Source organism: Gardnerella sp. KA01000 (assembly GCF_049244035.1).
GTDB lineage: Bacteria > Actinomycetota > Actinomycetes > Actinomycetales > Bifidobacteriaceae > Bifidobacterium > Bifidobacterium leopoldii.
In genome coordinates this window covers 839,860-864,404 of sequence record NZ_CP058367.1, presented here as the reverse complement: position 1 = coordinate 864,404, position 24,545 = coordinate 839,860, and the positions used below count along the sequence as shown (strand labels likewise).

Genomic DNA, 24,545 nt, shown 5'->3' with positions numbered 1-24,545 from the left:
CAAGTTTTATCGGAAATATTCCGAATAAATAGCGTTGAAAATGTATTTATTCCTTTGTTATGCTCAAGGATGACTGCTGACATAAGTTAGACATGAAGGCCGCTACGAGCAAGGAGTAACAAATATGGTAACGGTCAAGAAAAAATCTGCCGCAGCAATCGCAGGATTTGTTTTGTTCCTGCAAGGCCCAATGCCAGCATGGGCGCAAGAAGCTGTTGAGGATGTACAAAATACGCAAGCTCAAACAGAGGTGACTGCAAAAGCATCTACTGAAGAAGCAATTGAAAAAGCTGAAGAGCAGGTTCAGCAATTAGAAGCTCAAATTGAAGAGTATAAGAAAAAAGTTGCAGAATTTGACGATCTCTTAAATAAAATCTCTGAAACTGAAAAAAGATTTGAAAACGTTGAGAAAGATAAGGAAAAGGAACTTTTAGAAGCTGAAAATGCATTGAAAATGGATTCCGAAGCCGCAAGAGTAAAAATTGCAGAATTTGAAAAATCCAAAGAAGAAAAGGATAACGAGCTTATTGGATTAAAAGCCGCATATGAACTTTTAAAAGAGCAATATGATAATGCAAAATTAACTCTTGATGCTTTGCAAAGTGACGAAGAAGAAAAAAGTCAAACAAAAGAAAGAGCTGCAGCTAATATAAAACAATATGAATCACAGATTTCAGATCTTCACAAAGAAGTAGATTCTCTTAATGAATCTATTGCAAGTGATTCTGCTCAAATTAAAGAGTATGATACAAAAATCGGTGAATTAGAATCCGCATTAGAAAAAGCTGATCCAAACGATGGTGATAATATTTATTCTATAGCGGAGCAGTTTAGAAAAGTCTCTAATGATCAAACTTCACTTAGCAAAAAAGTTGAAGAAAATAAGAAACTTGTTGCTGCTAAAGAAAAAACTGTGAAAGAATTAGAAGTTCTTTTCCAGAATGCAAAGCAAGAATTTGAAAAAGCAAGTGAAGATCTTCAAAAAATTAAAGATCAAATTGATGAGTCTAAAAAAGATGTAGCTAGTAAGCTTGAAGCTTCCAACAGTAAAGATTCTGAAGTAAAGAAAGCAGAGTCTGAAACAAAGCTTCTTAATAATATTATTGAGAACTATAAGTTAGTTGACGACAAAAAGAAACTAGATGAAAAAATTAAGTCATTAAGAAATGGCTTTGAAGGCGCTAAAACATTTAAAAACAATCAGATTCAGGAGAGAACTGCGAAAAGTGATTTAAAGAAGCAAGCTGAGGATTCTTTAAAGGGCGCAGAAAAGAATCTTGAGGAAGCTAAAGCTAAAGTTACTATTCTTAAAGCTCAATTGAAGAAGGAAAAAGATCAAAAAGATCAGCAAAGTGGTAACAGTTCTGCTGGTAATAATGAGGCAAAAGAATCAGGAAAACAGACTGGTCCTACTGCTCCAGCACCTTCTGATTCTAAAAAAGATAATGAATCTCAAGAGCATGCTGCTCCAGTCCCTGCACCTCCAGTAGCATCTGCTCCGAAAGTAGCTGCTCCTGCCGAATCCGATACACAATCAAATGCTGCTTCTGAGGTTCCTAAAGCTAAGGTTCCAGTGCCATCTGTTAATCCTCCGGTTGTGCCGCCAGCTTCTTCGGCTCCAACAGTACCAGTTCCTACTGTTCCGTCGGCACCTGCTGCTCCTGCAACCCCTGCGGTTCCAGCAGTTCAAGTTGAAAATAATTCAACTCATGTTGTTCCTGCAGCTTCTGCGGTTCCAGCAGTGTCAAGCTCCAAGCCTTCTGATGCAAATACTCAGAAAGTAGTAGTTCCGGTTGTTGAAATAGTTAAAAAGGTTTCTTCTGCAGCCGAATCTCATGCTCCAGCTGCTGCTAATACTTCTTCTTCGCCTGTGACTCCGACAGACAATACTTCAAAAACAAACAAGTCAACCGAATCACAGGTTTCAGAAGAAAACTCTACGAAGCCTGAAAATAACAAGGGTGATGTTGAGGAAGTTGAAGAAAAGACTCCTGTTGGAAGCAATAAGCCACAAGCTCAAGCTAAAGTTGCAGGCGAAAACAAGTCTTCTGGTAATATGCTTAGCACTATAATGCTAGGCGTTTTGGGTGCATTAACTATTTCTGGAGCTGCTGCTGCCGGCGTGACTGTTATGCGTCACCGTCGCCTTCCAAGAGCATAAATTAAAAGGCTACTAGGTACGTTGATAATCTAAATTGCGGCTATTTGTGTCTATGCATAAACAGCCGCAATTTTATATTTTTACGGCTTAACTAAGCCATTTTCGTAAGCGAAAACTACAGCTTGAACGCGGTCTCTAGCATCGATTTTTCCTAAAATATGCGCAACATGCGTTTTTACTGTGGGCAAGCTAATAAATAGTTTGTCAGCAATTTCCTGATTTGAAAGTCCGTGAGCAATTTCAACAAGAACTTCGCGTTCTCTATCAGTAAGTTCTGGAATAGCAGAATTTTCGTATGTGCAGCTTTGTGTTTCTTGTACATCCGGATTTGTTTGCGCAGTCGAACTTGCTTGTACATCGTAACTTGCTTGTGCGGTATAATTCGCAGCACTGTTTTCTGTAGTATTTGTTGCTACTTTGCTTTGCTGAATCATAGTTTCAATCAAACGCTTCGTAGCAGTCGGAGCAATAATTGCGTTTCCTTGATACACTGTTCGTATTGAATTAAGCAAAGTTTCAGGTTCAGTATCTTTCAAAAGGAACCCGGAAGCGCCAGCATGAATTGCAGCCATAACATATTCGTCTAAATCAAAAGTTGTCAGAATAATAATTTTAGTATTTTCGTTAGTTTTTTGCTGCAGAATCTTGCGAGTTGCTTCCAATCCGTCCATTACAGGCATGCGAACGTCCATAAGAATAATGTCTGGATGATCTCTTTCTGTAATCTCTACTATTTGTTTTCCATTCGCTGCTTGAGCAACAACTTGCATATCTTGCTGCGAGTTAATTACCATAGCAAATCCTGCACGAACAAGCTCCTGATCGTCTGCTATTGTAACGCGAATTACTCCATTGTTTTCCATATTTTCTATAGTATCAACTTATTCTTGCTTATTTAATGCACTGTGTTGAATTTGCTCATCGAGCGAAGGAGCAGGGCGAACTGCAATTTCAGTTACATTCGCACCATTATTTGCTGAATTAACGCTTGATCCTGTTTCTCGCAAAATTCCAAGCAATTTTCGCATATATTTTAGTGCTGAGCGACCTTCATCTCCAATATTTTTGAAAGCTTTACTAATTTCTTCACTTTGTCCCTGTGATTGCTCTGGGTCTGATGACTTTCGATTTTCTGTATTGTTATTTGCTTTTTCGTATTTATTTAGCATATCAATTCCGTTATTTGCGGCATCGATTACTTTATGCAGTGTAACAGCAACTTTTTGCTGAATATTTGAGCTAAGTCGCTGCCTTTCTGCGTTTGCTGCAAGTACTTCTAGCTGTTTTTGTTCTTGCTCGAGTTCTGTTCTGCGTGTTTTTAGAAGCAATAAATTATTGTCATCGTTTCTTCGGTAATAAGCAAACGCAATAACTGTAAAACAAATTAACGCAACTGCGAAACCAAAAACTAATCCTACGGATGCCATTTGCGTAATGATATAAAAATTAGTCGTGTCTATATTCGATGTAAAGAATTGTATTGGAGTTGCATTTTTTGGAATATTTCTTGATGCGATGCCAATTTTTAGTGCAAAAATAGCAGATTCTAAAAGTACTATTGCGCTAATCCATTGCCATGCGCGCTTTTTGCCGTATAGAACCGCAGCATAAATAATGCTTGGAATGAATAAGTTAGCAAACAAAATATTAGGTAAGAATATTAGCTGTATTGCAGAAAATATTGCGGCAACAATTGCGCATGTTGTTGGAGATTTTCTACGGAACATAAACGGCACCATGGTTGCAAGAGTAAATACTCTATAAAATATTTCTAACGAAAGTGAGTTGAAATATTGTGAAGACATTCCATCTCCAAGAATAAAATCATAAGTTGGCACAAAAAGCATCAGAACAATCCAAGGCGCTGCATAAATAATGTCTCCAATAAGCCAATGTTGTTCAAACCATTGTGATACTTTCTCGATCTTATTTTGTGAAGCATTTACTTCTGGAAAAACTTTTGATGAGGTTGGAACATTTGCATTTGCCGGTTTTGTTTGCGCTACTGATTGATTATTAATTTTTGCATTCTTATAAGTAACGTTAGGAATACTATTTAATACAGAAGCAGTAGTATTTGACGGGTCTGTGCTGTAAGAATATGGAATAAAAGCAACAATACTAAACGTTCCATCGTTTAGTTTCCCGTAATTAAGCGTTCCGTGAAGATTTTCAATGCGTTCTTTCATGCCAATTAAGCCATAACCGTTTTTATGCTGCGCATTGCTATTTTGCGTTTGGTTAACTTCGATTTTGTGTATTTCATTTGTAATTTTTAGTTTTAAACCTTGGTTGTTCCATTCTTCATGAATGTTTACTTTAACGCATTCGCCTGCATGCTTGCGAATATTAGTAAGTGCTTCTTGAATAATTCTATATGCTACAGTTTGTGCAGCTTTGTTGAGTTTATGAGAAGAATTTATGCCATCAACAGTATGCCAAAAAATATTATTTGGTGAAGCAATTCGCGCTTGCTCAATAAGTGATGACACGTGATTCAAATTTGTGTCGTTAGAAGGTGCATCAGTTAAAGCTTCTAGCAGCCTACGCATGTCGTGAACGGCGCGCTCAGCTTCATTTTTAATAATATGCATTGTTTTTTTAGCGAGCGAAATATTTTGTGTTGCGGCATAACGGCCGCCATCTGCTTGCACAATAATAATAGAAAGCGTATGAGCAACAATATCGTGCATATCTCTAGCAATTCTTGCTCGCTCTGCAGTAACAGCAATGTGTTGAGCTTTTCGGCGGTACGCGCGAATAGCGTTATTGTGTTCTTGCAAAAGTTGAATAGTATGCACATGAGTGCGCTGCCAGTAGCCAATAATAACCGTAATAGTGGTAATAATAATCGCAAAAATTATGGAAGGAATCGCAAAATTAAGTATATTTGAAACGCAATTTTTTATATTACTGCTATTTATATTTCGTACACTGCAGGTATAACTAGATTTCGAATGATTATTGCCATATATTGGTCCCATTACAACATTCCACGATATTAATGCGCAAGATAATATGGTTGTTATGTAAGCTGTAATGACAAAAACTTTCGTATGCGTTGGGTTTCCGCGCGCAATAGCGTTAACAAGCAGCACGAAACCAAAGAAATCAGCGAAAAGTTGAGCTGGACCAAATATTACTTGCACAATGCAAATAACAATAAAAATAATAGCCGCCTGTTCAGGCCATATCTTTCTTACTGAAAGTAGTAGTGCAACAACGATATTTGTAAGCGCTACTGTAACCAGCGAACCCTGAGTCAGTAAACCGTCAACATAGCTTATACTATATCTATTGTTTGAAAGTATAAAAAGAATAAGTGGAATAATACCCCATAATATGTCGTTTAATGTGAGCTCTTTTCGTAAGGGCTGTATAACACTTTGAAACATATTAGGTACTTTCATAATTACTAGGCTAGTGCATAGCACTTTATAGAACAATCGAACTTGAGTATGATTTATATAAGAATGTGTAATTGACATTGCATGTAGCATGCAAGAGTACAGAAAGGGAGTGCGAAATGGCGTTACTTACAAGCTATTATGTTCCGGGATTGCATATCGAAGAACGTGCAATTGACGTGCCGCTTGATTGGGAAGGAAACACTCCTGGTGGAGCTATTAAAGGCGAAACAATCCGATTGTTCTGTAGAGTAGTTTGTGCTCCTGAGCATGTACATGATAATTTGCCTTTATTAGTATTTTTGCAAGGAGGTCCTGGTGGGCAGTGTCCACGACCACTTTCGCCTTCTAGTGATGGCTGGATTCAAGAAGCTATTAAACATTTTCGCGTAGTCTTGCCGGATCAGCGTGGTGTTGGGCGTTCTTCAAGAGTAGACGCTTCAACTATGAAGCGCATGGCAGATGACGGTGTAAGCGTTGAGCGACAAGCCTGGTATTTAAAGCGTTTCCTGGCTGACTCTATTATTCGCGATTTTGAACATCTGCGACTTACTGAATTCGATGCTAAGCCATGGGTTTCACTTGGTCAAAGCTATGGTGGCTTCTTGACTCTTACATATCTATCACTATTCCCTCAAGGATTAATTGCAAGCTTTACAACAGGAGGTATTCCTCACGTTCCAGCAAATGCGCGTGAAGTCTATGAGCATACTTTTCCTCGTATGGCGCGTAAAACTGAGCAATTCTATGAGCGCTATCCGCAAGATGTTGCTCGTGCTGCAGCTATTGCAGATCGTATTGCACAGGGTGATGTTGTGCTTCCGAACGGTGAAAAACTTACGGTTGAGCGATTCCAAATGTTGGGTTCTTCATTTGGAATGAAACCAAGTTTTGAACGAGTGCATTGGTTAATTGACTCTGCGTTTGCAGATGGTGATGGTTCCTTGAAAGCATTTAAGCACGGCGGAGGAGCTTCTGCAGGTAGTTTAAGTGACGATTTTGTGTATGGTGTCATGGATTCTACAGCTTCTAGTCCACTTTATTGGCCATTACAAGAATTTATTTATGCTGATGGTGAATTGGAACACCCAATTTTGTGGGCTGCTCAGCAGGTTCGAGAAACTATGCCAGAGTTTTCTGGTTCTGCTCGCCCTATTATGTTTACAGGCGAAGCAATGTTTCCTTGGATGTACGATCAAGAGAAAGCTTTGCAACCATTCCTTCCAGCTGTTGACTGCTTGATGAAAGATAAGCAGTTTGGCAAAATTTACGATCAAGATCAACTTGCTAATAACGAAGTTCCATTGCAATCAGCAGTGTATTTTGATGACATGTATGTCGATTCTGGTCTTCAGCTTGACACTCTTTCTCGTATTGCCAACTCCCACTATTGGACAACGAACGAGTTTGAGCATGATGGTTTGCATGGAGACATTGTTTTCCGTCATTTGTTTGATGAGGCGCTGAATCGTGGTGATTTAGAGGGAATTTATAAGAGATAAGCCATATATAAAGGTAATAATTTTAATATGCGCAATGATTATAGTGCACTCTTTGCTATGCTATACATCTGTTTGCTTAGTAATGAGTGCGCTATTGTTTTATCAATGCGCTAAAGGGGGTCGTGTATGAGTACTTGTGTATCTGAAACTGTTGGTTTTATAGGTTATGGCAACATGGCACAAGCAATCGCTAAAGGTGCACTGAATGCTGGCGTATTACAAGGTGAAAATATTGTTGCTTGCGCGCATAATTTTGAAAAACTCGAGCGTAATACTTCGCTGATTGGCGCTCGCGCTATGCACACTGCTCAAGAAGTATGTGAAGCAAGTGATGCGATTATTATTGCTGTAAAGCCATATCAGGTTGCTGAAGTACTTAAGCCAATTTGTGAAATTATTAATGAACGAGGTATTGCTGTTATTTCCGTTGCAGCCGGTTGGACGCTTGAGCGTTACATGGAACTACTTGGCAAGGAAGCTCATGTTCAGTGCATTATTCCTAATACTCCTATTTCTGTAGGCCAAGGTGTGACTTTAGCTGAAACTACTCATACGCTTACTGATAGTCAACTTTCAATGTTTAATGCTTTATTTGAGCCAATTTCTTTGGTAGAGCGAGTGACTAGTGATCATATGAATATTGCAATGTGTATTTCTAGCTGCGCTCCAGCTTTTACAGCAATGTACATGGAAGCATTGAGTGATGCTGGTGTGAAGTATGGTTTGCAACGTGATTGTGCTTACCGTTTGGCTGCAAAAATGATTGAAGGAGTAGGTGCGTTATACATGGATTCGCGCACGCATCCTGGTGCTATGAAAGATGCAGTGTGCTCTCCTGGAGGAACCACTATTCGTGGCGTTGCTGAGCTAGAATCTCGCGGATTTAGGGGAGATGTGATTGCTGCAGTTGATGCTATTGAAAATAAATAGTAAATAAAATCAAGTTGTGTCGGCTTTCCCGGCGCTGGTCTAAACTAGGTAAATATGTCTTTAACTATTGGAATCGTTGGATTGCCAAACGTTGGTAAGTCCACTATGTTTAATGCTTTAACCCGCAACAACGTTTTGGCGGAGAATTATCCGTTTGCAACTATTGAGCCTAATACTGGTATTGTTCCGCTTCCGGATCATCGTCTTCCAGTTTTAGCTAAATTAGTTAATACTGAAAAGATTGTTCCAGCAACAGTTACTTTCGTTGATATTGCAGGCATTGTTAAGGGTGCTTCCGAGGGTGAAGGTTTGGGCAATAAGTTCCTTGCTAATATTCGCGAAGCAGACGCTATTTGCGAAGTTGTGCGCGCATTTAATGATGATGATATTGTGCATGTTAACGGCAGAGTAGATCCTGCTGACGATATTGACACGATTAATACTGAGCTAATTCTCGCCGATATGCAAACTATTGACAATGCTCTTCCAAAGTTGGAAAAGGATTTGCGCGGTAAGAAAGTTACGCAGGAATACGTAGACGCTGTAAATAAAGCTAAGGAAATTCTTGAATCTGGAAAGACTATTGACCAGGCTCATAACGAAAAGCTTATTGATAAAAACGATGTGTATGATTTACACTTGCTCACTGCTAAGCCATTTATTTACGTGTTTAACGTGGATGATTCGGAGTTGGCTGATGAAGATTTGAAGTCTAAACTTTCTGCATCTGTCGCTCCTGCAAAAGCAATATTCCTTAATGCTCAGTTTGAGTCCGAGCTTACTGAACTTGACGAAGCTGATGCTCGTGAAATGCTTGAAGATGCTGGTTTGAAGGAATCTGGTTTGGATCAACTTGCGCGTGTGGGATTCGATATTTTAGGTCTTCAAACCTATTTGACTGCTGGTGTTAAGGAAGTTCACGCTTGGCAGATTCATAAAGGTTGGACTGCTCCACAAGCTGCTGGTGTGATTCACACTGATTTTGAGCGTGGATTTATTAAGGCAGAAATCGTATCTTATGATGATTTCGTTGCTGCTGACGGTTCTATGGCAAAAATTAAGGAAGAAGGAAAGCTTCGTCTTGAAGGTCGCGACTATGTGATGCAAGACGGTGATATTGTCGAATTCAAATTTAATGTATGATTATTTTCATGTTCGTTCAAAAAAATTTATGATTTTTATGTTACGAGTGATTTTAATATCATAATAAATAAAAGATTTATTTTTTTTTTAAGCGTTGCTCTCCTCAGTTTGCTGTTAAACTAGGGTGAGCAACGTTTTTGCTTTTACAATGGAGATGTTATGCAATTTATTCGTAACTTTGTGAGCGATATACGCAAGTGTGTTCGCATTGTTGCAAGATTTTGCAAATGGTGGAAGCGTAGTTCTAATTTTGCTCGTTGTGTTGCGTCAGCTTTATTGGCTACATTATTGATTCCGTTCTTCTGCTTTGTTGGTTTTGAAACTTCTAATGTTATTTCTGCTTCTTTAAGGCATAGTGCTCAGTTAAAAAAAATTAATTTGAGTGAGCGTGAAAAAATTGATTGCAAAATAAGCAAACTGAACGGTAATGATAAATCTTTTATTAAAAAATATTGCAAAAATTATCTAGAAAATAAGTCTTTACTTAAACCTAATTTTTGGAAATATCCTACTGGTGGAGCCTATCCTAATCTTACAGGAATAAAGGTTTCGGATTTGCATGTGAATGTAAATTTGAAAAAACAGCGTGTTTATATTATTGCTCATGGGAAAACTGTGTATTCAATGGTTATGAGTTCTGGAATAAAAGACTCGACTCCTCATGGTAATTATCAAATTAATGGTCGTGGTGATCATTTCTTTAATCAAGATGAAAAAGTTGGAGCGGATTACTGGGTTGCTTTTATTGGATCGCAATATTTATTCCATTCTGTGCCGACGAATTATAATTTTGGAGAATATATTCCGTCAGAAGGCATGAAGCTTGGAAAGCCTGCATCGCATGGTTGTGTGCGTTTAAGCGTTGCGGATGCCAAATGGTTTTATAAAAATATTCCTGATGGAACGGCTGTGCATATTGGATAGATTTTTCAAGAATACACGAAAATAAATTATCGAGAATATAAAATGAGGATCTTCAAACGAAGACCCTCATTTGTTAAGCAAAACTATTTTGTAATGTTTTATTTAGAAGAACAGTACTGCAGCTGCATAAGCCAAAGCAACTAAAACAATAGAAGCTAGGAAGCTTGCTGCAAATGCTGCGCGACCTTGCTTAAAAATAGCTCGGAAGTTTACGTTAATTCCAAGTGCAGCCATAGCCATGCCAAGGAAAACGTATCCTGCTTCTACAAGAGTTGATGCGTGAGCTGTTATGAAAGGAACATAAGTTCCAATAACGGATGCTGCAATAAAGCCAAGCATAAACCATGGGAAGCTAATCTTATGCTTTCCGCCATTTTCAACTTTGCTATGACGAGCATTCCACCAAATTGCAATAAAGATGGAGGCTGGAACGAGCATAAGAACTCGTGAAAGCTTCATGATTGTTGCAACATCGATACTATCGAATGCTCCGCCAGCTGCAACGGCATGTGCGATTTCGTGAAGTGATGCACCTGCTGTAATGCCAAGCTGCTGCTTAGTCATGCCAAAGTTAGGCAGGATGAAGATTTCAGCAAGAGCGTAAATAGTGCCCATAATTGCAACTGTTGCAACAGCCATAACTTCGTTCTGTTCTTTCTCATCTTCCTCTTCTGGAAGAACTGGCATTGAGCCAGAAAGACCCATAACTGCAGCAGCTCCACAAATACTTGTGCCTCCTGCTGTAAGCATTGCAAGCTGAGGATTTACCTTCAAGAGTTTAGCAATGTTATAAGTTATGCAAACCATTATTGCAACTAACACAGCTGCAATAGGCAAGCATTTAATGCCCTTGGTAAACAAATCATGCAAATTCAGCTTAAATCCGAGGAGAATAATACCTAGGCGAAGAAGTTTGTTTGCAATCAAACCAGCAGCGCTTTTAACGCCTGCTCGCCTTGAATCATTATTCATTTTGTACACGTGCAATGGCAGCTGCAGAGCCATGCCAACAAGCAACGCAATAATAAGAGCACCAAGTAATTGGAAACCTGGGTACTGCTTAAGCCAGCTACCAATGAAGGAAGCTAGAAGTGTCAATACAGCAATAAGAGCCATATCGATGGTGCAGATTTTCTTTTTCCATGTATCAAAGAAATTAACCATTTAGCCAAGTATTCTCCCATAATCGGACAAAAACGAACATAAATTAAAAAATTAAGCAAATTTTATATAATTTTGCTGCAAATAAACGCGACACGCCGACATAAAATCACATAATCGAACATAATAACTCAATTTATATCGCATATATCTTTTGCTAGTAAATAATTCCTTGAAAAAATAAATAAAGCTGCGATTATAGTAAACGTATAAAGGAGATTTTATGAACAAGTGCACTGTGAAGATTAAGCGTGTGTATGAAACGGTTAGTGAAGATGATGGTGTGAGAGTCTTGGTTGATAGACTTTGGCCGCGTGGTATAAGCAAAGAATATGCTCATATTGATAAATGGCTTAAAGATATTGCTCCTACTTCGCAGTTACGTAAGTGGTTTAATCATGATCCGGAGCATTTTGAAGAATTTTCACATCGTTATGTTGAAGAACTTGATTCAAATCATGAAGCTGTTGGTGTGATTATGGATTTGTTTAGTAAGTATCAAACTATAACTTTGTTGTATGCTGCAAAAAATCCAAAAGTAAATCACGCATTAGTTTTGCAAGAATATTTACAAAAATTACTTGCTTGAATATGTGTTTACTAATTTTGCGATTGTTTAACTTTGCCTAACTTTAATTATTTTATAAACATAAGTTAGTAAGTATCAACTTTAGTTGGTGTTCATTGCATTCTTTTCAACACGCCGACTTTGCTTGATATTCCAACAAAAATAAAAAACAAAACTGTAATTTTTTTCTTATGCTCGACACTTTCGTTTTGCAACATTAGAATGTCCCTTTGGCATATGGGTCGGTGGTGCAATGGACCTCCCAGAAGCTGCCATCCCAGCGCTCAATGAGTGCTTGTTTTTTAGCGACACTTGTTTACACAACATTTTGCATAGCTTGTTTTTGCAAGGAGAAGAAATGAATTCATTATTCACGTGGCAGCTTCACGGTAATGGCAAAACGTTAAAGCCTGGTGAAGTTGTAGAGCCAGACGAGCGTTTGACTTGGACTCGTACTGCTGGAATTGGTGCTCAGCATGTTATTGCAATGTTTGGTGCTACGTTCTTGGTGCCTATTCTTACAGGCTTTGATCCATCAACAACATTGATGTTCACTGCTATTTCTACAGCACTGTTCTTACTTATTAACGCAAATAAGCTTCCTAGTTATCTGGGAAGCTCTTTTGGTCTTATAGCACCTGTTATGGCTGTAACAACAGCTCATAAAGGTATTGCAGTTGCAAGCTTTGGCATTATGTGCACAGGTTTACTTCTTGCTCTTATAGGTGTGCTTGTACATTTTGCAGGAGCTAAGTGGATTGACATTATTATGCCGCCTGTTGTAAACGGTGCAATCGTTGCAATTATTGGTTTTAATTTAGGACCTGCAGTTTGGACTAATTTCCAGAAAGCTCCAGATACGGCTCTTGTGACATTAGTTGCTGTAATGCTTATTGCTGTAGTATTTCGCGGTCTTCTTGGTCGTTTAAATATTCTTTTAGGTGTTCTCGTTGGTTACGCTTATGCATGCTTCCAAGGTCAAGTCGATTTTAAAAAGATTGAAGAAGCTTCTTGGATTGGTTTTCCTAAATTCCACACTCCACAAGTTGATTTCTCTGTTCTACTTATGTTCTTGCCGGTAGTACTTGTTCTTATTGCAGAAAATGTTGGTCACGTAAAGTCTGTAGCTCAAATGACTGGTCGCGACTATGACTCTAAGATTGGAACTGCATTATTTGCAGATGGTTTTGGTACAGCTATTGCTGGTTTATTCGGTGGCTGTGGTACTACTACGTACGGCGAAAATATCGGTGTTATGGCCGCAACAAAGGTCTATTCTACTGCAGCTTATTGGTGTGCTGCAGCTTTTGCATTCATCCTGAGCCTTTGCCCAAAGTTTGGTGCTGTTGTAAACTCAATTCCAGCTGGTGTTCTCGGTGGCGTGACCACTTTGCTTTACGGCATGATTGGCATGATTGGCGTAAGAATCTGGGTAGAAAACAAAGTGAACTTCGATAAGCCAGTGAATATTATGATTGCTGCAATCGTTATGATTATTGGTATTGCTAACTTCCAGTTTGCTATTTCTGGCATTCAGTTCAACGGTATTGCAATCGGAACCGTTGTGGTGTTGGTTGTATATCACTTATTGAAGGCTATTGGAAAGCTTACTGGTACGATCGCTAAAGATGATCCTGATGTTGCCTAACTTAAATGCTCCAATTTGATTTAATTTAATCGCTTTAAGCGCGCTTGCATTAATTTGCGGGCGCGCTTTTTGTAATTAGTTTTGATTACATAATATGTAGAGTGGGAATAATTAATATAGTACTATTAACTTTATGTTGAAACTCATCATAGAAATAATTATTGGCGTTGCATGGGCTGCTTTTGGCGTGTATATGGCTAAAAAACCTAAAAATACTAAGACGCATAAGCGTGCCGATTATACAAGCGACGGAAAGAAAAAGCGCCAACAAGATAACGATTCTACTGATTCTATTGAGCAAGATGTAATTGTAGAAAGTATTGATGAAGATAATAAAAGTGATGATGTTGTTGCTAAAGACGATTCTAAAGAGGATGCTAAAGACGATTCTAATAGTGAAAACAAAGGTAAGACTTTTTCAAAGTTTACAAAAAAAATAGAAGATTGGGCAGACTATTATAGTGATGATGGTGACTTTGGTGACCTCTTTAGTGATTTATTAGAAGCTAAGAAAAAACTAGAGAACAAAGGCGATTTTCCAAAAAATAGCGAAAGTAATAATATCAATAAAAGCGATTATAAGAGCACTGAAAATAAGGAGCATAAGCGTTCTATGAGATTAGAGTTTAATGTAGGTAAATTTATTGGCGGCTCAAGAAGATGGCGGTGGATTCTTGCGATAGTATTGTTAATCGTTGTGCTTGCTATAGCTGCAATATTTGCTCTCGCAAGGTTCATAACTGATTGCATGTGGTATTCACAGCTTGGCTTTGAAAGTGTTATTTGGATTCAACTTGCAGCAAAAGTGGGCGTTTGGGTGCTTTATGCAATATTAATGTCTGTTTTTGGCTACTTGTCTGCAGCTTTGGCAATAAAAGCGCGTCCAAGCAATGCAGATGGAACTTATATTCGAATTAAAGGCAATGTTATTGATTTAAAGCAGGGAATTAGTTCAAAGCTTGCTTTGCATGTTGCAGGAATTTTTTCATTGATTGTAGGCGCGGTATTTGGATTTAAATTCTACAATCATTGGGCGCAAATTTTGTTAATGTTTAACGCCCAACCTTTTGGCATTAAGGATCCGCAATTTGGAATTGACAATGGGTTTTATGTATTCGTACTACCAGGATTAAGGTTATTTATAAGTGCATTTGTGCTCTTATTGGTAATATCCCTTGTTTTCTCTATTATTACGCATCTTCTTATGGGAGCAATTCGTTTTAGTATGCCTATCGACGGTAAAAGCATATTAAGTATTACAAAACGAGCACGTAGACAAATTTCTGTATGGTTTATGCTTGTGATTTTGTCTTGGGCAGCTCAGCAAATTTTAGACATGTTTGCTGTTGTAACTCTTGACGGTCCTCGTATTACTGGCGGTTCATACACGGATATGAATGCTGGAGTTCCTGGAAGCATAGTTATGGCAGTAATTACAGTGTTAGTTGGTTCTGTTATTGCATTTTGGTTTATGAAATCTCACGCTTTATCTGTAGAAGCACCAATTTCAGTTCGTTTTAAAACTGCTGTAAAAGCTTGGAAAACTCCGACTATTGCTTTAGCTTTTATGATTGTTTGCTCAATTGTTATATCTTTTGCCTGGCCGGCACTTGTGCAGCGATTTAAAGTTGCTCCTAATGCTCAGGAATTGGAAGCTACTTATATTCAGCGTAATATCGATGCTACAAAGTTTGCTTACGGTCTAAATAATGTAAAGAAAGAATCGTATAACGCTACTTCTAAAGGTAAATCAGGTGCATTATCAAAAGAAGCAGAGTCAACTGCGCAAATTCGTTTGTTAGATCCACAAGTTACGTCTCCAACTTTCCGCCAATTGCAGCAATCGAAGCAATACTACACTTTCGCAGATACGCTTTCAGTTGATAAATACGATATTGACGGTGTAAGTCAAGATACAGTTATCGCTGCACGTGAACTCGATTTAGCTGGAAACGATAATCGAAACTGGGTTAATGATCATACAGTTTATACGCATGGCTACGGAATTGTTGCAGCCTACGGAAATAAAGTAACTACAGATGGTCAGCCGCAATTCATGGAGTACGGTATTCCTGCTCAAGGCAAACTTACTAAGTCGCAAAAGTATGAACCACGTATTTACTTCTCTCCGAATGCTCCTGAGTATTCTATCGTTGGATCTCCAAAAGGGACAGCTCCATGGGAGTTTGATTATCCGACTGGTTCTCAAGGTGCATTAACTACTTTTAATGGCAATGGTGGTCCAAGTTTAGGCAATTTCTTCTCTAAACTTTTGCATGCAATTAGGTTTGGGTCTGATCAGATTCTTTTCTCTGATCGTGTGACTTCTGAATCTCAAATTTTGTATGATCGTGATCCTAAGACACGCGTGTCTAAGGTTGCTCCTTACTTAACTTTGGATGGTCGAGTTTATCCTGCAGTAGTAGATGGTCGCGTTAAGTGGATTGTTGATGGCTATACTACTTCTGATTCTTACCCTTATTCTCAGATGACTGATTTTGGTAAGGTAACTCAAGATTCCACAACAACAACTTCTCATTCTATTAAAGGATTGACTAATCAACGCGCAAACTACATCCGTAATTCTGTGAAAGCTACAGTTGATGCTTATGATGGTTCTGTTGATTTGTATGTGTGGGATACGAAAGACCCTGTAATCAAAGCTTGGAGATCAATTTTCCCAGGTCACTATCATGACATTTCTAAGATTTCTGGTGATTTGATGAAGCATTTGCGTTACCCAGAAAGCTTGTTTAAAGTTCAACGTCACTTATTAGCAAAGTATCACGTCGATACCGCAAGTCAATTCTTCTCTGGAGAAGACTTCTGGCAGATTCCTGTTGATCCAACTGAATCTCAAAAAGCACAAAAAGAAGATATTTTGCAACCTCCATACTATTTGACTTTGCAAACTGGAGACGCAAAGAAACCAGTATTTTCGCTTGTCTCTACTTATATTCCAGCTGGTAAAAGTACGCGTGAAATATTGACTGGTTTCTTGTCTGTTGATTCAGATGCGGGGGATACTCCTGGAAAGATTGGTTCAAATTACGGTAAGATTCGTTTGCAAGAATTACCCAAGATATCTAATGTTCCAGGACCTGGCCAAGCTCAGAATAATTTCAACGCTAATGCAAATGTTTCTAAAGAATTGAATTTGCTTGAATCCGGTTCTACTAAAGTTAAACGTGGCAATTTGATTACATTACCTCTTGGTGGAGGACTGGTTTATGTAGAGCCTGTTTATGTGCAATCTAGCGGTTCTACTAGCTATCCTTTGCTTAAGAAGGTGTTAGTTGCGTTTGGAGATCAAGTTGGATTTGCAGATACGTTAGATGAAGCACTTAATCAAGTATTTGGTGGAAACTCGGGTGCTTTGGCTGGTGATGCTTCTAATAATTCTTCTTCAAACAATGCTGCTGAAAGTAATGAATCTAAGGATGCTGATTCTAAAGAAGGTAGCTCTAAGGAAAGTGAGTCTAAGAATTCAGAAAAATCTCATTCTATGAGCCAAAAAGCTAAAGAAGCACTTAAACGTGCAGCTCAAGCGTTAAAAGATTCTGATTCTGCTATGCGATCCGGAAACTGGGAAGCTTACGGAAAGGCGCAAAAAGAGCTGAGCGATGCTATTAATGAAGCAATGAAAGAAGAATCAGGTAAGTAGTAAGTTTTCATTAATATCTCAGTTTGTGAGTTACAAAAGTAGCGAATGTTGCGTTATTTTCGTCACTTTTGTAACTCACATGTGCTGTTTTAATGCAATTTCACAATTGGCTATCTGGGTCATCATCTTCGTCTGCTGAACCAATCATAATTCTTTCACAAACGTTAACAATGCACATAAGAAGCGCAGTAAGAATTATTATTACTATTGTTGCAGAAAAAATAAGTGGTGTTCTAAATGAGTTATAAGCGAATTGAAGCCAAATTCCTAGCCCATCTTTGGCTCCCAAATATTCTGCAGTTGAAGCAGTTCCAAAAACATAAGCTGCACTAATGCGTATGCCACCAAAAATTTGGCGAGCTGCAACCCTTAATTTAACATGCCACAAAGTCCAAGTTCTATTTGCTCCACAAGTTAAAGCAACATCTGTATAAAAACTTGGAACGGCGTCAAGACCTCGTATAGTTTGCACAGCAATAGGGAACATGCTGAAAACCATTACTATTACAATTTTCCCCGATATTTCAAAACCAAACCAAATCAAAAAAATTGGCGCAATAGAAATTAATGGCATAGTTTGCGCTGCGCATAAAAGAGGGAATAAAGCAGATTTAACAAGCTTACAAACATGGAAAATAACACCTAAAAGAATTCCAACTACTATTGCAATAGAAAAACCGATAACTGTTTCTTGTGTTGTAATTAATGCTGCAGGTAATAGAGTTGGCAAAGCGTCAGCTGTTGATTGAACAATTGAAGATGGTGTTGGAATCAAATTTTCCGAAATTTTATAATATTCGCATGCATACTGCCAAAAAACAAGTAAAACTATTACAGAAAATACAGTTGGCAGATATTTAATTAGCATACGTTTAAAACGCGATTGCGTCATGAAAACTCGATTCCTTTCTTTAAATGACTTCGATTGCTGCCCCAATCGAATTATTTAAAACTACAAATAGCACGTACATTCTATTAGAAGCGCACAACTTCTGTGAGTTTAATAGTGTACGAGATTTTTTATTTGTCTATTTAATCATGCATAATCTAAATGTTTCGTGAGTCAATGTGTGGCAAACTGTAGCAGATTGAATCTGCTCAGGGGCATTGAACGGCGCGGGCTAGGCCCTTTGTTACCGTTTTCTGCCGAGTTCGTGTCACTTTCCCAGAAGAACGGTACAAGAAACAAAGTAGGGAACTCATGAATATGCGTATTGTAAAGCGTACTCTTGCGTTTATTCTTTCTGCGTGCTGCGTATTTTCTTTCTCGGCATGTGGATCTGCAAGTAGTAGTAAGAATGCAAATCTTCGTAAAGTGTCGTTTATGCTATTTTGGGCACCGGATACTAATCATATTGGTATTTATGTTGCTAAGCATAAAGGATGGTTTAAAGATGCCGGATTAGATGTCAATATACTTGCTGTTGCTCAGACTGGTTCGGAACATGCAGTTGATAGTGGTGTTGCTGATTTTGCTCTTAGTACTTTGACAAATGCTGCTGATTTTTCAACAAAGGGAGCAAATCTTGAGCAAGTTATGCAAGTTCAGCAAAAGCCAAGTGCTATTTGGTGTTCACTTGCTTCGAACAATAAGATTCATTCTCCAAAAGATTTTGATGGTCGTACTTTTGCAACTTTTGGTTCAGCTGAAGGTGATGCTGTAATTCGTAGGATGATTCAACACGATGGCGGTCAAGGTAAGTTCGACAAAGTGACTGTTGGAACTTCAACTTTTAGAACTCTTGAATCTGGTAAAGCTGATTTTGGTGGCTTCTACGGCACTTGGGAAGGTGTACAGTCTGAAATGTTTGGACCAAAGCTTCGCTGCTTCATGGAGGGCGACTACGGTGTGCCAGGTCAGCCAGATACTATTGGAATAATTGCAAATAAGCGTACTGTAGCTAAAGACCCTAAGCTTGTTCGAGCATTTGTTAAAGCTGCAAAGCGCGGATATGAATATGCTTATGAACATCCTGATGAGGCTTCTGAAATTCTTGTGAAAGAAGCAAAAGATGCTAATCTCGACATAAAGTTTGTTAAGCGTAGCATGAAGATGATTGTTGACGGTCAATATTGGGGCAATCGCGCGGATATTAAAAGCGGAAAATTTGTGTTCGGAACCACTGATGTTAAAGGCGCTCAAGCTTACTTTAACTTCTTAAGTAAGGAAGGTGCTTACACTGATTCTAAAGGCAAAGTAACTCATAAAACTCCGCAAGCAAAAGAATTGTCTACTGACGAATTTTTGAAATAAATAACATAATGACTTGAGTCTTGATAGAATAGGCTGAAGTATATAAGGGCGTATCGAGTAGTTGTGATTTTACGTTCATCTACAATCGATGCGCCCGTTTTGTTGTTTTGCTAAATATTTGAATGGGGAGTGGTCTGCCATGACATCGGATTTTTGGCTTATTGCTGGCTTGGGAAATCCTGGTACAAAATATGAGGGTACTCGACACAACATGGGTTTTATGGTTGCAGACGTTTTGGCACAACGTTGGTCAGTATCTCTTTCGGATCACAAAGGTTTAGCTAAACTTGGCAAAGGTGTTATGAATCTTGATGGTCGCGTAGCAAAGTTTTTCCTTGCCAAACCGTTGACTTTTATGAATGATTCTGGTGCTGCAGTATCTTCTATAAGCTCCTATTATCAAATAGAACCAGATCATATTGTGATAATTCACGATGATATGGATTTAGATTTTGGGCGCATTAAAGTAAAAGCAGGAGGCTCTGCGGGAGGACATAACGGTATTCGTTCTATCGATCGCTCTCTTGGTACTCCTCAATATTCTCGAGTGAGAATGGGTGTTGGTCATGCGCAGCGTGGTGCTCACGCGCACGATAATACCGTCAATTGGGTTCTTGGAGGTTTTGCTGCAGCTCAAAAATCTGATCTTCCAAACTTTTTAGCAGATGGTGCTGATGCTGCAGAGAGTATTATTTTCCATGGATTAGCAGCAACGCAGGAGAAGTTTAATGGCCGCTGATAGCAGGTCTAATATCAAAAACAACAAGAATGATAAGACTGATGATATTTCAGTAATAAGCTTGAGAGATATTCTTAATGATTTATCAACTAAGGATTCACTTTTTAAAGCTTTATCTGAATATGATCTTGATGCGATATCTGATTATTGTTGCGAAAGTGCAAATAAAAATCGTAAAGATTTAGATTCAATAAGTGAAGATTTAACAATTTCTTCTCCTATTGGAATTCGTTCTGCTATTGTTGCTGCATTAGCTAAGAAAAAGCCAGTTGTTGTTATTGTTCCATCGAGTAGAGATGCTGAAGATTTTATTGCGTCTGTGCGTGATTGGTACGATGGTGATGCTCAAGACGTTGCTAAATTAGAAGCTTGGGAAACGTTACCTCATGAAAGGCTTTCGCCTAGGGCAGATACTGTTGCTAGCAGGATTGCAGTGTTTCGTAGGCTTTGTCATCCTGAAAATAACACATCACTTTTTGGTCCGATTCGCGTGTTGGTTATGCCTGTGCGATCGCTTATTCAGCCTGTAGTTGAAGGCATTGGTGATATAGATCCTCTGTTATTTGAGTGCGGAAAAGAATTAACTCTTGAATATGCTGTGAAACGTTTGGTAGAAAACGCATATACTCGTGTTGATTTGGTGATGGAACGTGGAGAGTTTGCTGTTCGTGGTGGAATTATTGACGTTTTTGCGCCAACAATGACGCATCCTGTGAGAATTGAATTTTTTGGTGATGAAATTGATACTATAAAGCAATTTCATGCTTCTGATCAGCGTACTTATGGCAATAATATTGCAAGTATTTGGGCTACGCCTTGTCGTGAGCTTCAGATTACAGAAAAAATTTGCAAGCGCGCGCGTTCTCTTATTGGCGCAATTCCAAATGCTGACGATATGCTTGAATCAATCGCAAATTCTATACCTGTAGAAGGTATGGAGTCTTTGTTGCCTGCACTAGTGGATCGCATGGAATCAGTGCAAAATATGCTTCCGAAGGAATCTGTTATTATTCTATCTGATCCCGAAAAATGCCGTAGAGCTGCAGATGACGTAACTGCTACAGCTAACGAATTCTTAGCAGCTAGTTGGCATGTTGCTGCTTCTGGACACGGTTCTGGAGCTCCAATAACATTCGATCAAGCTAATTTCTTGGATTTTGATGAAACGATTTCATCGTTAGAATTGTCTAATCATGATGTATGGAAATTAACATCTTTTGGTGTTGACAATCAAATTTATGGAAATATTGCTTTGCCAGCATCGGCGCCACAAGAGTTTCGAGGAGATGAATCGAAAGTTTCTGGTGGTATCACTTCTCTTGTTGACAATGGTTTTGCTGTAACTATTACAGCTGCGGCTTCTGGTACTCTTGCACGCTTGAGACGCGCTATATATGTGACTGGTGTACATGAATTTACTACAGTGCGCTCAAGTATTTCGGATGGCTTTATCGATAATGTTGCGCGTATCGCGATTCTTACAGAGCGTGATCTGACAGGTAAATCTTCTGCATCAGCTCAACTAAAAACTCCAAAACGCAGGCGCAAAGCAATCGACCTAATGGAACTAAAGCCTGGTGATTTCGTTGTGCACGAGCAGCATGGTATTGGACGTTTTGTTGGTATGAAACAACGTAATATTGCTGTTTCGGGTGGTAGTGCAACTCGCGAATATTTAGTAATTGAATATGCTCCTAGCAAACGTAATGCTCCTAACGATAAACTTTTTATTCCAACCGATCAGCTTGATTTAGTTAGTAAATATATTGGTGCCGAAATACCAAAGCTTAACAAGCTCGGAGGTTCTGACTGGGCTCAAACTAAAGCAAAAGCTAAAAAGCATGTTCATGAAATTGCTGAAAATCTTATTAAACTTTATTCAGCAAGGCAGCAATCTCGCGGATTTGCATTTAGTAAAGATACTCCTTGGCAAAAAGAGTTGGAAGACGCATTTCCTTATCAAGAAACCGCTGATCAGCTTACAACTATTGACGAAGTAAAAGCGGATATGGAAAAGCCAATACCAATGGATCGCTTAATTTGTGGAGATGTTGGTTTTGGTAAAACTGAAATTGCGTTACGTGCAGCTTTCAAAGCTGTGCAAGATTCTAAGCAAGTTGTTGTTTTAGTTCCAACGACTTTGCTTGTTCAACAGCATTACGAGACTTTTACAAATCGATTTGAAGGCTTTCCTGTAAAAGTTGCTGCAATGAGTAGATTCCAAACTTCTAAAGAGATTGAAGAAACTTTAGCTGGATTGCAAGATGGGAGCATTGACGTTGTTATTGGAACGCATAAGCTTTTGAATCCTAGTATAAAGTTCAAAGATTTAGGTTTGGTTATTATTGACGAAGAGCAGCGTTTTGGTGTGGAACATAAGGAAACGCTCAAAGCTTTGCGCACAAACGTTGACGTATTAAGTCTTTCGGCAACGCCAATTCCTAGAACTCTTGAAATGGCTGTAACTGGTATTCGTGAAATGTCTACTCTCGCAACTCCTCCAGAAGATAGGCTTCCAGTGCTTACATACGTTGGTGCGTATGATAATTCTCAAGTTGCTGCATGCATTAAGCGCGAATTGTTGCGTGGGGGTCAAGTTTTTTACGTCCATAATCGTGTTGAAGATATTAGTTCTGTTGCAAGTAAGATTCAGGAGCTTGTGCCAGATGTCCGTGTTGCTATTGCTCATGGAAAAATGGGCGAGAAGCAGCTCGATGCTGTTATTCGTGATTTTTGGCATAGAGATATTGATGTGCTTGTTTGTACAACGATTATTGAAACAGGTCTTGATATTTCTAATGCGAATACACTTATTGTCGACCACGCAGATAGATTCGGTTTAAGCCAGTTGCATCAGTTGCGCGGTCGAGTAGGTAGAGGTCATGAGCGTGCTTACGCTTACTTCTTGTATGATCCTTCAAAGCCTATGACGCAACAATCTCACGATAGACTCTCAACAATTGCTCAGCATACTGCACTTGGTTCTGGTTTTGATGTTGCGATGAAAGATTTGGAATTGCGTGGAACTGGAAATTTGCTTGGAGATGAGCAAAGTGGCCACATTGAGGGTGTTGGATTTGATTTGTATGTTCGTATGGTTTCTGAAGCTGTTGAAAAATATAAGGAACCTGAAAGAGTTGAGCCTGTTTGTGTAACTATTGATCTTCCTGTTGAGGCTTCTCTTCCAGTTGATTATATTGCTTCTGACAAGCTTCGTTTGGAAGCGTACCGGAAGCTTGCTGCTGCTAAGGATAATAGTGATTTGCGAGAACTTCACGATGAGCTTCTTGATCGCTTTGGTAATCCGCCTGAAGAATTTGAGTCTTTGTGTGATGTTGCTCGTTTGCGTTTTAAAGCACGCGAGATTGGTATTACGCAAATCAGCTCTCAAGGAAAATCAGTACGAGTTGTTGGCGTCGATCCAAAAGAGTCTGTGATGATGCGTTTGAAGCGTATTTATAGAGGATTGCAGTATCGTCCTCTTACTCATATGCTTATTGTTCCAGCTCCTTTTGAATCTTCACTCGGGTCTGGTTCAATGAATGAGCATGAAATACTCTCCTGGGTGCGTCAGCTTCTTGATGACGTCGCTTGGTAAATTTTCTTGTGTTTATTTTATAAATAAAGGCGGCCGCTATTTTGCAGTCGCCTTTATCAATTATTTTTTCGTTCTTACTGTAACGCTTCTCTAAGCTCATCTTCTATTTCAACGTGATTATTTGGACGCTTTTGTGCATCAAGTTGGCTTCGATCAATATTCCAGTTTTTCTCAATGATTCCGTCTTTAATCATAAGAATTCTGTCAGAAAGTCTTACTGCTTCAGAAATATCGTGCGTGACCATTATTGTGGTCCAGCCATGTTTCTGTCTTAGCTTATCAAGCAAATCTTGCATGTCTAAACGAGTTAAAGCGTCTAATGCTCCGAAAGGCTCGTCTAAAAGTAGTAATTCAGGATTATGAACTAAAGCTCTAGCTAATGAGACTCGTTGTGCTTGACCACCTGAAAGTTCTGATGGCCATTTCGAACCGCAATTATTAAGTTGCATATCGTTAAGAGCTTTTTCTGCAATAGATTTTAGTTCTGATTTGTTTCCTTGCATGCCGAAAACTACGTTCTTACTTACTGTTATCCATGGTATTAATCTTGCGTCTTGGAAACCTATTGCTTGATGTTGTGTGACGTTTATTGTTCCAGAATCAGGTTTGATTAATCCTGAAATAACTTTAAGAAGAGTGGTTTTTCCGCATCCTGAGCGTCCTATTAGAGATACGAATTCGCCTTTTTTAATATTTAGATTTATATCTCGTAATATTTTAGCGTTATTTTTAAAAGTCACACCAATATGTTCTAGAGTAACGCAGTAAGAGCTATCTTTAGTCTCATAGTCTTCTATTTGAGTGCTCATATTTACTCCTACTGCGTTGCTCTAAATCATGTTTATA

16 protein-coding genes are annotated in these 24,545 nt (G+C 38.7%); 11 read left to right on the top strand and 5 right to left on the bottom strand.

Features of this window, described 5'->3' with window-relative positions:
- The first annotated feature begins 124 nt into the window (after positions 1-124).
- The gene (locus tag HXT58_RS03215; RefSeq protein ID WP_415705915.1) at positions 125-2,161 is read left to right on the top strand and encodes a chromosome partitioning protein ParA; all 2,037 of its coding nucleotides are present in this window, start codon (positions 125-127) and stop codon (positions 2,159-2,161) included.
- Positions 2,162-2,241: 80 nt separating this feature from the next.
- Here the strand turns inward: HXT58_RS03215 and HXT58_RS03210 are convergent, their stop codons facing one another.
- Together HXT58_RS03210 and HXT58_RS03205 are read right to left on the bottom strand one after the other, a co-directional pair.
- Entirely contained in the window at positions 2,242-3,024 is a 783-nt protein-coding gene (locus HXT58_RS03210; protein ID WP_004106900.1) for a response regulator, read from the bottom strand.
- A gap of 18 nt (positions 3,025-3,042) precedes the next feature.
- Positions 3,043-5,571, bottom strand: a complete 2,529-nt coding sequence (locus HXT58_RS03205; protein ID WP_421775603.1) for a sensor histidine kinase — start codon at positions 5,569-5,571, stop codon at positions 3,043-3,045.
- Between the two features lie 116 nt (positions 5,572-5,687).
- Here HXT58_RS03205 and HXT58_RS03200 point away from each other — a divergent pair, with 116 nt between their 5' ends.
- From HXT58_RS03200 to HXT58_RS03185, 4 genes are all read left to right on the top strand, one after another.
- Complete coding sequence (locus HXT58_RS03200) at positions 5,688-7,070, top strand: alpha/beta fold hydrolase (RefSeq protein WP_064340433.1); 1,383 nt, start codon at positions 5,688-5,690, stop codon at positions 7,068-7,070.
- Positions 7,071-7,196: 126 nt separating this feature from the next.
- Entirely contained in the window at positions 7,197-8,000 is an 804-nt protein-coding gene (gene proC / locus HXT58_RS03195) for a pyrroline-5-carboxylate reductase (protein WP_004106891.1), read from the top strand.
- A gap of 54 nt (positions 8,001-8,054) precedes the next feature.
- On the top strand, positions 8,055-9,143 hold the full coding sequence (gene ychF, locus HXT58_RS03190) for a redox-regulated ATPase YchF (protein ID WP_004106888.1): 1,089 nt from the start codon (positions 8,055-8,057) through the stop codon (positions 9,141-9,143).
- A gap of 159 nt (positions 9,144-9,302) precedes the next feature.
- Positions 9,303-10,067 carry a L,D-transpeptidase gene (locus HXT58_RS03185; protein WP_410295874.1) on the top strand — a complete coding sequence of 255 codons (765 nt, stop codon included), beginning with the start codon at positions 9,303-9,305 and terminating at the stop codon, positions 10,065-10,067.
- A gap of 102 nt (positions 10,068-10,169) precedes the next feature.
- On the opposite strand, the gene HXT58_RS03180 is transcribed toward HXT58_RS03185, so the two are convergent.
- On the bottom strand, positions 10,170-11,231 hold the full coding sequence (locus HXT58_RS03180) for a YeiH family protein (protein ID WP_410295873.1): 1,062 nt from the start codon (positions 11,229-11,231) through the stop codon (positions 10,170-10,172).
- 220 nt (positions 11,232-11,451) lie between these two features.
- Between HXT58_RS03180 and HXT58_RS03175 the strand changes: the two genes are divergently transcribed.
- The 3 genes from HXT58_RS03175 to HXT58_RS03165 all read left to right on the top strand — a co-directional run bounded on the left by HXT58_RS03175 (position 11,452) and on the right by HXT58_RS03165 (position 17,108).
- Positions 11,452-11,817, top strand: coding sequence for a DUF488 domain-containing protein (locus HXT58_RS03175; RefSeq protein ID WP_004106880.1), 366 nt, complete (start codon positions 11,452-11,454; stop codon positions 11,815-11,817).
- 337 nt (positions 11,818-12,154) lie between these two features.
- Positions 12,155-13,444, top strand: coding sequence for a uracil-xanthine permease family protein (locus tag HXT58_RS03170; protein ID WP_004119362.1), 1,290 nt, complete (start codon positions 12,155-12,157; stop codon positions 13,442-13,444).
- 133 nt (positions 13,445-13,577) lie between these two features.
- The gene (locus HXT58_RS03165) at positions 13,578-17,108 is read left to right on the top strand and encodes a UPF0182 family protein (RefSeq protein ID WP_174164043.1); all 3,531 of its coding nucleotides are present in this window, start codon (positions 13,578-13,580) and stop codon (positions 17,106-17,108) included.
- A 100-nt stretch (positions 17,109-17,208) separates the two neighbouring features.
- Here HXT58_RS03165 and HXT58_RS03160 read toward each other — a convergent pair whose 3' ends face one another.
- Positions 17,209-18,000 carry an ABC transporter permease gene (locus HXT58_RS03160; RefSeq protein ID WP_101886008.1) on the bottom strand — a complete coding sequence of 264 codons (792 nt, stop codon included), beginning with the start codon at positions 17,998-18,000 and terminating at the stop codon, positions 17,209-17,211.
- Between the two features lie 309 nt (positions 18,001-18,309).
- Between HXT58_RS03160 and HXT58_RS03155 the strand changes: the two genes are divergently transcribed.
- From HXT58_RS03155 to mfd, 3 genes are all read left to right on the top strand, one after another.
- Positions 18,310-19,362, top strand: coding sequence for an ABC transporter substrate-binding protein (locus tag HXT58_RS03155; protein WP_004106862.1), 1,053 nt, complete (start codon positions 18,310-18,312; stop codon positions 19,360-19,362).
- 139 nt (positions 19,363-19,501) lie between these two features.
- Entirely contained in the window at positions 19,502-20,101 is a 600-nt protein-coding gene (gene pth, locus HXT58_RS03150; RefSeq protein ID WP_064340215.1) for an aminoacyl-tRNA hydrolase, read from the top strand.
- The gene (mfd, locus tag HXT58_RS03145; protein ID WP_004106858.1) at positions 20,091-23,699 is read left to right on the top strand and encodes a transcription-repair coupling factor; all 3,609 of its coding nucleotides are present in this window, start codon (positions 20,091-20,093) and stop codon (positions 23,697-23,699) included. Before pth ends, mfd begins: the two co-directional genes overlap by 11 nt.
- A 74-nt stretch (positions 23,700-23,773) precedes the next feature.
- On the opposite strand, the gene HXT58_RS03140 is transcribed toward mfd, so the two are convergent.
- Positions 23,774-24,508: an ABC transporter ATP-binding protein gene (locus HXT58_RS03140; RefSeq protein WP_415696200.1), complete on the bottom strand. Its 735-nt coding sequence runs from the start codon at positions 24,506-24,508 to the stop codon at positions 23,774-23,776.
- Positions 24,509-24,545 lie beyond the last annotated feature (37 nt).